The sequence below is a fragment of the Streptomyces sp. NPDC104096 genome (genome assembly GCF_055584385.1).
In genome coordinates this window covers 1-1,987 of sequence record NZ_JBVJMD010000154.1, presented here as the reverse complement: position 1 = coordinate 1,987, position 1,987 = coordinate 1, and the positions used below count along the sequence as shown (strand labels likewise).

At 72.2% G+C, this 1,987-nt stretch carries 4 protein-coding genes; 3 read left to right on the top strand and 1 reads right to left on the bottom strand.

All coding sequences use genetic code 11. The annotated features are described in order from the left end of the window. On the bottom strand, positions 1-428 hold a 428-nt coding region (locus tag ACZ60B_RS42905; protein WP_469397519.1), incomplete at its 3' end, for a type III effector protein. 127 nt (positions 429-555) lie between these two features. Between ACZ60B_RS42905 and ACZ60B_RS42900 the strand changes: the two genes are divergently transcribed. The 3 genes from ACZ60B_RS42900 (at position 556) to ACZ60B_RS42890 (ending at position 1,979) form a co-directional block, all read left to right on the top strand. Next, on the top strand, positions 556-987 hold the full coding sequence (locus ACZ60B_RS42900; RefSeq protein WP_469397517.1) for an Hsp20/alpha crystallin family protein: 432 nt from the start codon (positions 556-558) through the stop codon (positions 985-987). Between the two features lie 96 nt (positions 988-1,083). Continuing rightward, a complete protein-coding gene (locus tag ACZ60B_RS42895) occupies positions 1,084-1,479 on the top strand; it encodes a DUF2267 domain-containing protein (protein ID WP_469397514.1) in 396 nt (131 codons plus the stop codon). A 56-nt stretch (positions 1,480-1,535) separates the two neighbouring features. Further along, positions 1,536-1,979, top strand: a complete 444-nt coding sequence (locus ACZ60B_RS42890; RefSeq protein ID WP_469397512.1) for a DUF2267 domain-containing protein — start codon at positions 1,536-1,538, stop codon at positions 1,977-1,979. Positions 1,980-1,987 lie beyond the last annotated feature (8 nt).

Sequence of the window (1,987 nt, the reverse complement as noted above, 5' to 3'; positions counted from 1 at the left end):
AGGTCGGCGGCGTTGGCGCGGGCCCAGGTGGCGGAGGAGCGTTCGGCGGCCCTGGCCTGGCGGGTGGCCGTCACGCGCTGTTCGCCGGTGGTGCCGACGGCGCCGGGGCGGCCGCGCAGGTATCGGCGTTCGGCGGCCTGGCGGCTGGCGACGCCGAGGGGGCCGGCGAGGTCGGCCCAGCTGGCGCCCGCGTCGCGGGCGGTCTCGATCAGGCCGGTCTCCCATCCGGCGAGCTGTTCGCGGACCTGCCGCAGCAGCATCAGGGAGGCCAGCGCCTGCTCGGGAGCGGGCCCGGCGGCGTCGGGGGTCTCGTGCCGGGCATCGCGCAGCGCGCCGTCTATGGCGGCAAGGGCCGCCGCGGCGGCGAGGAAGGACGCCGGGCCGTGGGCGTCGGCAGGGGTCGTGGGCGGCTGGTCGGCTGCGGTCACGGGCACCTCCCCGGGAAGGTCATCAGGTCGACGACATCTTGTTTGTCATCCGATGGATGACATGTTACAACGGTGTCAGTGCAGCGCATTGGCAGCAACTGCCCGAACCCGCTGGAGGTGTTTCACGATGTTGATGCGCACTGACCCCTTCCGTGAGCTGGACCGCATGGCGCAGCAGCTGATGGGCCCGGGCACCTGGTCGAAGCCGTCGGTGATGCCGATGGACGCCTACCGCGAGGGCGACGAGTACGTGGTGGCCTTCGACATCCCCGGCGTGACCGCGGACGCGATCGACATCGACGTCGAGCGCAACATGCTCACCGTCAAGGCCGAGCGGCGGCCGGCGGCCAAGGCCGACGACGTGAAGATGGAGCTGTCCGAGCGGCCGCTGGGCGTCTTCTCCCGCCAGATCGTGCTCGCCGACACCCTGGACACCGAGCGCATCCAGGCCGACTACGACGCCGGCGTGCTCACCCTGCGCATCCCGATCGCCGAGCGCGCCAAGCCCCGCAGGATCTCCATCGGCGTGGGCTCCGCCCACAAGGAGATCTCCGGCTGACGCCGGCCGGACCGGTGCGGAGGACGGACACCTGATCTCCCCCTCCCCGCCCTCCGCACCTTTGCGGACTGTTCCCAGAGGAATGGGTGGGCCGAGATGACCCTGCGACACGAAGCGTTCCTCGACCGCGTCACCGAGCGCGGCGGATACGACACCCAACAGGAAGCCGATCGCGCGTCCCGCGTGGTGCTCGCCCTGCTCGGCGCGCACCTGGTCGGAGAGGTCCGCGCCCAGCTCGCGGCACGCCTGCCGGAAGGCTTCGCCCTGATCCTGCTCAACCCGCTGCAGAGCGCCGAACCGCTGTCTGCGCAGCGGTTCGTCCGCGCGACCGCCGCATGGATCGAGGGCGCCACCGAGCAGACCGCGACCTGGGACGTCAGCGCCGTACTGTCCACCGTCGCCGACACGGCGGGCGAGGAGCTGACGGGGCAGATCCTGCTCCAGCTCCCCGCCGGCTACGACCTCCTCTTCGGCCGCCCCCAGCCCGCCTGACCAAGACCCGGGGTGCCGCCCGGCACCCCATGACCTCATGAAAGGCATGCACCGCAGTGATCTCCGACGTGCGCGTACCGCTTGGCCACCAGCAGCCGTACTCCACGGCGTACGAGCAGATGCTGGAGAAGGTCCGCTACGAGGGCGCCTACCCCACCCGCGAGCAGGCCGACGAAGCCGTCCGCCTGGTCCTGGCCGGGCTCGGGCGGCAGCTGACCGGCGACGAACGCGTCGACCTGGCCGCCTGCCTGCCCCTGGAGGCCGCACTCGTGCTGACCGCACAGATCCCCGACCCTCGGCCGCTGACCGGCTGGGCCTTCGTCAAGGACCTCGCCGCCCGCTCCGGCGCCTCCTTGGCCACCACCCGCTGGGACACCGGCTCCGTCTTCGCCGCCGTCACGGCCCACACCGGCCCCGACCTGATCACCCGCATCCTCCACCAGCTCCCCACCGGCTACGCGCTGCTGTTCGGCCAGGCCGAACTCACCCCCGCCGCATAGACGGCGAG